Origin of the sequence: Jatrophihabitans lederbergiae (assembly GCF_031845305.1) — a bacterium.
Lineage (GTDB): Bacteria > Actinomycetota > Actinomycetes > Mycobacteriales > Jatrophihabitantaceae > Jatrophihabitans_A > Jatrophihabitans_A lederbergiae.
Map to the genome: position 1 here is coordinate 1 of NZ_JAVREH010000091.1, position 8,295 is coordinate 8,295.

The window sequence follows — 8,295 nt, forward strand, 5'->3', positions numbered from 1 at the left end:
GGCAGCGACGGCGTCCGCGTCCAACGGGTCAACTCGGCGCGGTCCTCAGCGAGCATCTGCACGGCAACAGTCAACGACATACACCATGCTACCGCGAGGTACAGCTACTTCATTCACGCAACACTAGGCCACGGGGTCGGCGAACTCCGACCCGCGTACCTTATCCGTCGATAGGCACCGGGCACGGCGCAGTCGGTCGGAGCGCATATGACGAAATCTAGTTCCGATCCCGCAAGATCAAACGACCGGATCTGCCGAGATGCAGATACCTAACTAGTCCAGACTCCAGCGGTCGGCCTGTGCGGTCCTTAACGCCGTGCCGATGTCGCCACCAGACGATAGATTCGTTGCATCGAACGCGTCGACAGCATCTGTCGCAACGCTGAGCCTTGGTGGGTGATGTGAACCTTTTGGACCGCATTGATCAGCGGCTGTCGGACCTCCGTGCACGGATCAATCCGCATGACTTCGAAGAGTGTGCGACGTCGTTGCTGAGTCCTATCCATCCGGGACTGGTCCCGATTACCGGTGGAACGGACTTCGGACTCGACGCGGAGATAACTGCAGATGGCAGGATCACCGGTCTCATTATCACGTCCTCGCGGAACTGGTCGAGCGCCAAGCGAAGTCTTCATGACAGTCTTCGGTCGATGAGGAAGAACGGCCGTCCGGTTCATCACGTGGTGGTTGTGAACCTGGTTGAGGCGAACAGGCAGAAGCGGGAGAAGCTGCGACAGCTTGCCCAAGGTTTCGATTGTGAGCTTGTGCAGGTCTACGACCGGCATTGGTTTGCGAACCAGTTCCGGGAGAACCCGGACTGGCGGCAGAAAATCTTGGGCATTGAAGGTGGTCCGTTCAGTTTCTCGCGTGAGCCGCGCGGGGCTTGGCCTGACGAGCGACAGCTGCCGACGGTTGGACGGGACGTTCTGATCGAGAAAGTGAATGATACTGCCGCCGACGTCATTCTGTTCGGGGTTCCTGGCGCCGGGAAGAGCCACGTAGCAAGCAAGCTCGATGGCGTCTTGTTCCTTGAGCGGCAGCCAATACCGGAGCGGCTTCTGGACGATCTCATCTCAACCAAACCCGATGTGGTCGTGGTCGACGACGCCGGCGCACGTCTGGATGACGTCGACCTGCTGCTGCACTCGCGGGATGCAGAGGGGATCGCTTTTCGTGTCGCGGCGACGTGTTGGCCTCATGAGATCGACCGTGTTGCAGACCATCTTCCGGGTTCGGTCCGGTTCGAAGTCGACCTGCTCAGCCGTGAAGAGCTCGGATCGCTCCTTCGTGAGCGCGGCATCACTCGGCTCTCAGTCATAGTTCACCTGCTCGCTCAAGCGGACGGACGTCCGGCTTGGGCCTTGAACCTGGCAGACCTCCTCATCCGGGACAGCGACTGGAGCTCGGTATGGACCGGTAAGGCGCTGCGACCAGATATTTGCCTTTTTGCGGCGTTCGAACGCGTCCGATGATGCGGTTGACGTGCTTGGCACGCTGGCTCTTGTCGGTCAGGTCCAAGAGGACCAGCTGCGGCGGCTCGCTGACCTTTTGCAGCTGCGGCAGCCGGAACTGGTGCGTCTGATCCGGTCGGTCGCTATCGCCGGACTGGTGGATGTGCAGCAGGTGGCTTACTACGATCCGGAGACTGGACGCACCGAATGGAGCAAGACGTACCGGGTTCAGCCGCAAGTTATCGCGGCCAGCGTTGCCGCTGAGGTCTTCTTCGCTGGTGGCCCGTCGCCGGTTCGGCTGCGTGAGGTCCAGGATGCTTTCCCGGAGTTGGCTGCCGAGATCGTGCAAGTCCAGATCTACACTAAGCTGCTCGGTGCGACCCACCCTGTGGTTCCGACTCCGGCAGAGCTCGCGGCAGTGTTGCCGGCTGCAGTATCCGCCAAGAAGGACGGGGAGCTCCTTCGGAGCTTTGGGCAACTGGGATCGGATCAGGCGCAGTTCGTCGTCGATATCCAGGTCGCCCGTGTGACTGCGGCTGTCGACGCCGGGCGCCCATCGGTCGCCGAAAGCGAAGCGAAGCTCCTCGCCGCGCGAGTGTCTGAGGCGCTCGATGCGAATACCCCTGGCCCCGTTCGCTCATTCGTCCGCGTGCTCACCCTTCTCGAGAGCAAGGAATGGAACATCCGGCCCGCAGCCAGAGAGCTGGTCGAGGAGGTTCGCGCCCCCCGCAACGGAGACCAGCCACAGTTGGCGGATCTGTTGAAGCTCATCGAGGCCATCGAAGCCATTCCGACGACGGAGCTCAGGAACGCGGTTTGGACCGCGCTCGCCTGTGAGGTTCTTGCCCCGACGTTCGACGGCAACTACATGAACCCCGAAGTCGTTCAACAAATGGTTCTGCAATCCTTCACCTGGGCGGCCACGCACATGGAAGCGCTCTTCGCAGCGATGCAGCCGGCGTTGGCTGCGCGAGCACCAGATATGGCGCCAGGCGATCTGCTCGAAGTCGTCGATCTGCTGGATAAGTGGGTTCGCGTCGCGAACGGGTACGGCCTGCCGTTCGGTGGCAAGACCAATGAGGAGCAGGAGCGTTCGGGTGAACGCATCGCCCGAAGCATCGCGTCGACTATCGCCCCAGTCACCTCAATGCCTGGTGTGCGGGCGAAGTTCAATAAGGCCGCGAAAAGCCTCGGAATGCGACTCGAGGAACCAGACCAGCTGTTCGCGGCCCTGACCAACGAACACGAACGCCTCCGGGACTACAGCGAGGTGCGGCGCCGGAAGGAAGCCGCACTGGACGCGGCCCTGGCTCCTTTCCAGCAGCAGCCTCCTGATGTTCTGATGGAGTGGCTCAAGGAACACGAAGCCGAGCTCGCAGTCGTTGGTCAGGTCACTCTTGGCGCGTGGCAGGTTTTGTCGCGGCTCGCGTACCAACCCGACCCGGAGCCAGATAAGTGGCTCGCGGCCGCCATCGACCATGGCCGCGCAGGCTCAGCCGCCTCACTCATCGAGGTCTGCGTGCGCAGAGATCTGCTGACCAAGACGATGACCACCCAACTACTTGATGACCCCACTGGGCGCTGCGGCCTCGTTTCTGCCGTCATCGGCCTGGCGACAGACTCCGAACTCGTGAACACCGTTATCGAGCAACTCACCGGCGAGGACATCCAGCAACTCGGCTCGGCCTACGTCCTCAAAGGCGTGCCTCAAGCGACCAGGCACGCGCTGTTCACGCGCCCCGACCCAAACGTCCGTGGCATTGCAGCGGCTCTTTGGGCCGCCGAATGGTCCTACGATAACGAACCCATGCCCAACGACCCTGAATGGCTGAACGCCATGAGGGACTTCACCGTCCGGACCGGCCGCCGGAATGACGACATGCAAGGGCAAGCCCTCAAAGCCCTCGCCGCAGTCTCACCTGAGACCTTTGCAGACCTCCTGGTCAAGCACGTCGACGCCAGCGCCACGGGCGGCGGGCACGACGACTTCGACGAATGGGAAGAGAGCGCCAGGTCGCTGACCGCAGCGGACCGGCGCTCGCTTTGGAGCAGGGTCCGAGAAACCAAGATGGCGCACGAGCTCTTCTGGGTCATCGCCGGCAAAGACGCCGACTGGATCACCGAGACGGTCAGCGACCCCGCGTTCGATGTGCCACTCCGCAAACTCCTCGGTGCATCGCGCTTCCAGTTCGGCCCCCGGTACCCACTGGAAACTCTCGGCGAGATGTTGCGCCCGCTGAACTGGGAGCCCGACGACCTCCTCCGTACCCTGGACGTCGGGTCCTTCTCCGGCGAAGACCACGAGCGCCATGCGAACAAACTCGACACACTTCGCCGCCTCGCTGCGTCCGACGATCCAGACATCGCCCGTCTAGGCGAACGCGGCGTCGAGATCTACGAACCGCTACTCAAGAAAGCGCTCGCGGAGGCACGCCAAGCCGCAGTGCACGGCACACACGGTTTCTGAAACTCGGTTCCCATGCGTACGCGCGGCACCCGTGAGTGGCGAGCCCTGCGCGATGATCCATCGTTGGACAGGTTGCGAAACCACCCGCGCGTTCCGTTCGTACAACTCAAATGCTGTCATCTGCCGCTGACCGGGCGATAGTCGTCGATCGGCGCCCCCGCTGAACGAATGGGACCCCTGCGTGCCGCGTCGCGCGACAGCACGTCACTCGTGCCCTCGAACAGCTGCTACCACCGGGGATAGAAACTGTTCGGCCGCATAGGGGTGCTGGTAACGGTGCTGTCACCAGCCCCAATGGGGGCGGCCGACGGGGTTGGTCGTGCGGGAATGATTGCGCTGTATGGAGCCAGCTGGGTTTGACGTCGACGAGCTGATCGAGTTCTGGACGCTGCTGGATGAGGATCGGGAGCTGCTCGTCGGCAAGCGAGGTGCAACGGCGCTAGGGTTCGCGTTGCTGCTGAAGCATTACAGCCGGTATGGCCGTTTCCCGCGTGGACGTTCTGAAATCCCGGACGAGGTCGTCGCGTTCGTTGCCCGCCAACTCGGCGTCGCCGCCGTCGATCTCGGATTCTATGAGTGGGCTGGCAGCACGATCGAGTATCACCGTGCCCAGGTTCGGGATCATTTGGGCTATCGCCTGGCGACGGTCGCAGATCAGGAGACGTTGACGGGCTGGCTGTCGGAAGCCGTCGCGCACGCGGAGCGTCGACCTGATCGAGTCCGGGAGGAGCTCCTGGTCGAGTTCCGGCGGCTACGGATCGAGCCACCGACAGCTGGCCGGTTGCTTCGGATGGTTCGTTCAGCGTTGCGCACAGCGGAGCGGGACTGGGCATCACGCATCGAGGGACGACTTGGTCCTGCGGCGACGGCCCGGCTGCTCACGTTGATCGCGACCAACGAGGATGAGGCCGGCGAGGACGACAGCGACGAAGCTGGATCACTGCTGTCGTTGATCAAGGCCAGACCGGGCAATGTGAGCTTGGAATCGATGATGACCGAGATCGGCAAGCTGCAGGCGGTTCGTGCTTTGGGCCTGCCGGCCGGGCTGTTCGCCGATGTCGCTCCGAGAATCCTCGATGACTGGCGGGCCCGGGCCGCGGTAGAGGCACCGTCGCATCTACGCCGCCATCCGCAACCGCTGACGGTGACGCTGCTGGCGGCGCTGGTGCATCAACGGGAACGCGAGATCACCGACACGCTGGTTGAGCTGCTAATCGCGACGGTGCACCGGATCGGTGCCCGCGCCGAACGCCGGGTCACGAACGAGCTGATCAACGCGTTCAAGAAGGTCACCGGCAAGGAAAACATCCTGTTCTCGATCGCCGAGGCCGCGCTGTCCGCCCCGGATGACGCGGTACGGGAGGTGGTGTTCCCGGCCGTCACGGGCGGGGAACAGACGCTGCGGGAGCTGGTCCACGAGTTCAAGACGAAGGGCCCGGTGTATCGGCGGATCGTGCAGACCACGTTGCGGTCTTCCTACACCGGCCACTACCGGCGCGGGCTGATCGCGCGCTGCTGGAGGTGTTGGAGTTCCGCAGCAACAACACCGCCCACCGGCCCGTAATCGACGCCCTCACCCTGATCACCCGCTACGCCAAGGCCGGCAACCTCACCTACTACCCGATCGGTGAGACCATGCCCACCCATCGCGGCACGAGCGGGGACTGGTCGGATCTGGTGTACCGGGCCGACACCCGCGGCCGTCAGAGGGTCGCCCGGATGGTCTACGAGGTGGTCACCTTCCAAGCGTTGCGCGAGCAGTTGCGGTGCAAGGAGATCTGGGTCGTCGGGGCCGACTCGTGGCGCAACCCCGACGAGGACCTACCCGCAGACTTTGAGCAGCGCCGAGGCCAGAACTACGGTGAGCTGCGCAAACCGCTGGACCCGGCCATGTTCATCCACGACCTGCGCAGCGAGATGACCGCCGCGTTGGGCGAATTGAACACCGCGGTCCCCGGCCTGGAGTGGCTCGACATCACCGACCGGGCATCGGGTGCGATCACCTTGTCCAAGTTCGAGGCGGCGCCGGAGCCGCGCAACCTGCGTCGTATCAAGGCCGAGGTGCAGCGTCGGTGGGGCACCGTCGCCCTGATCGACATTCTGAAGGAGGCGGTGCTGCGTACCGGCTGCCTCGCAGACGTCAGCGCCGTCGCCGGGAGCGGCACCCTGCCGGTGGATGTGCTGGCCGAGCGGCTGATGCTCGCGATCTACGCCTACGGGACCAACACCGGGATCCGTGCCGTCGCCGCCGGCGGCGGACACGGCCACACCGAGGACGAGATCCGCTACGTACGTCGGCGCTATCTCACCCGCGACACCGCCCAAGCCGTCGCGATCGGTATAGCCAACGCCACCTTCACCGCGCGGCAACAGAGCGTGTGGGGCGAGGGGTCGACTGCGGTCGCGTCAGACTCGACGCATTTCCGGTCCTATGACCAGAACATTTTCACCGAATGGCACTCCCGCTACGGCGGGCGCGGGATCCTGATCTACTGGCACGTCGAGCGCGGCTCGATGGTCGTGCACTCCCAGACGCTGCGGGCCTCCGCGTCGGAAGTCCACGCCATGGTTGAGGGCGCCATCCGGCACGGCACCACCATGAAGGTCGAAGGAAACTACGTCGACAGCCACGGCCAGTCCGAGATCGGGTTCGGCATCACCCGCCTGCTTGGGTTCGACTTGCTCCCGCGGATCAAACAGATCAACAAGGTGCGGCTCTACCGACCAGCAGCCGGGCAGCCTGACGCCTGCCCCAACCTGGCGCCGGCGTTGACCCGCCCGATCCGGTGGGATCTGGTCGAGCAGAACTACGACCAAATGATCAAATACGCGACCGCGATCCGCCAGGGCACCGCCTCGACCGAGGCGATCCTGCGCCGCTTCACCCGCTCCGCGTCACACCCGACGTACCAGGCGATGCTCGAAGTCGGTCGGGCGCAACGCACGATCTTCGTCGCCCGCTACCTACGCAGCCGGGAGCTGCAACGCGAGATCACCGAGGGGCTGAACGTAGTCGAGGCGTTCAACGGCGCGAACTCCGTCATCTACTACGGCAAGGGCGGCGAGATCGCGTCCAACCGCCAAGACGAGCAAGAGATGACCGTGCTGTGCCTACGGATCCTGCAAGCCGCCCTGGTCTACGTGAACACGTTGATGCTGCAAGACGTCCTCGCCGAGGACGACTGGGCCGAACTACTCACCCCGGAAGAATCGCCGCGGGCTGACCCCGCTGTTCTGGCAGCACGTCCTGCCCTACGGCGAAGTCAAACTCGACATGACCGCACGCCTCAGCATCCGAACTGCGCCGCCGGCCAGCGGCCCGTAAGCGGATCCTCTGCGAAACGCCGTCCGTGAGCCCAGCCTTCATCGAGTTGGCCGAGAGCGAACACGGACCAAGGGACGGCAAATGCTTACTACCGTCTGCTAGATGATCACGACGCGAGAGATCGCATACGGCGCAGATGGCTTGACCATGATCGCGCACCTAGCGCGCCCGCAGGGCGATGGTCCTTGGCCAACGGTACTCATTGGGCACGACGGGATCGGACTCGACGATTATCAACGAGGCCGCGCGGACGACTTGGCCACCCACGGCTACCTAGCCATGGCGATGGACTACCACGGCGGCAAGTCGTTCTTCGGTGACCCGGAAGGAATGCTGGCCCGCGTTCTCCCGCTGATTGCCGACACAGATCGAATGCAGACGATCGGGCGGGCCGCACTCGACGTCTTACTCGCCGTGCCCGGAGCTGACTCGACTCGGCTTTGCACCCTCGGTTACGGCGCGGGTGGCAGTATCGTGCTGCAACTCGCCACCACCGGCGTGCCGTTCAGGGCCGTCGCCCTCGTTCATCCCGGCCTGCCACCCGCCCGCGCCGAGGACTGGACCGATGTGACTGGCACCTTCCTCCTATGCACCGGCTCCGAAGACCCGCTGTGCACTCCCCAACAACTTTTCGCATTCGGCAGTGCGCTACAAGCCGCCGGAGTGGACTGGCGCATGAACGTCTACGGCGGGGCCAAACACGCCTTCTGGGCCCACCCGACAAACCGCGACGGGTCGTCCGCCGAAGGGACTACCCACACCCAGGCAACCGTGCCGGGCGTGGGCTACCACCCAGCTCACACGCCACGCGCTTGGCGCGCAGTGCTCGACCTGCTCCACGAGACCGTCGGGACTTCATCCATCGGCGTCTGAAAGAACGGGTCTATCTCGCTAACGGTGTTTCCGGCGGTTTCCATCAGTAGTCTTCGGCGGCCGGGAATCGGTCGGCGAAGGTGATCGCGAACGCGTTGAGCGCTGGCTTCCACCGCACTGCCCATCGTGCCCGACCGTGGCCGGTGGGGTCCAGTGATCGGGTCACGAGGTAGAGGCAT

3 protein-coding genes and 2 pseudogenes are annotated in these 8,295 nt (G+C 64.0%); 4 read left to right on the forward strand and 1 reads right to left on the reverse strand.

Going from position 1 to position 8,295, the window contains the following annotated elements:
* Positions 1-392: 392 nt before the first annotated feature.
* The 4 genes and pseudogenes from RM423_RS23575 to RM423_RS23595 all read left to right on the forward strand — a co-directional run bounded on the left by RM423_RS23575 (position 393) and on the right by RM423_RS23595 (position 8,116).
* Positions 393-1,472 (forward strand): hypothetical protein, encoded by a 1,080-nt coding sequence (locus RM423_RS23575; RefSeq protein WP_311425486.1) that lies wholly within the window; start codon positions 393-395, stop codon positions 1,470-1,472.
* 10 nt (positions 1,473-1,482) lie between these two features.
* A complete protein-coding gene (locus RM423_RS23580; RefSeq protein WP_311425487.1) occupies positions 1,483-3,918 on the forward strand; it encodes a hypothetical protein in 2,436 nt (811 codons plus the stop codon).
* 340 nt (positions 3,919-4,258) lie between these two features.
* Positions 4,259-7,243, forward strand: a pseudogene (locus tag RM423_RS26305) (Tn3 family transposase).
* Positions 7,244-7,345: 102 nt separating this feature from the next.
* Complete coding sequence (locus RM423_RS23595) at positions 7,346-8,116, forward strand: dienelactone hydrolase family protein (protein WP_311425490.1); 771 nt, start codon at positions 7,346-7,348, stop codon at positions 8,114-8,116.
* A gap of 43 nt (positions 8,117-8,159) precedes the next feature.
* On the opposite strand, the pseudogene RM423_RS23600 reads toward RM423_RS23595, so the two are convergent.
* Positions 8,160-8,295, reverse strand: a pseudogene (locus RM423_RS23600) (IS256 family transposase); the annotation flags it as partial.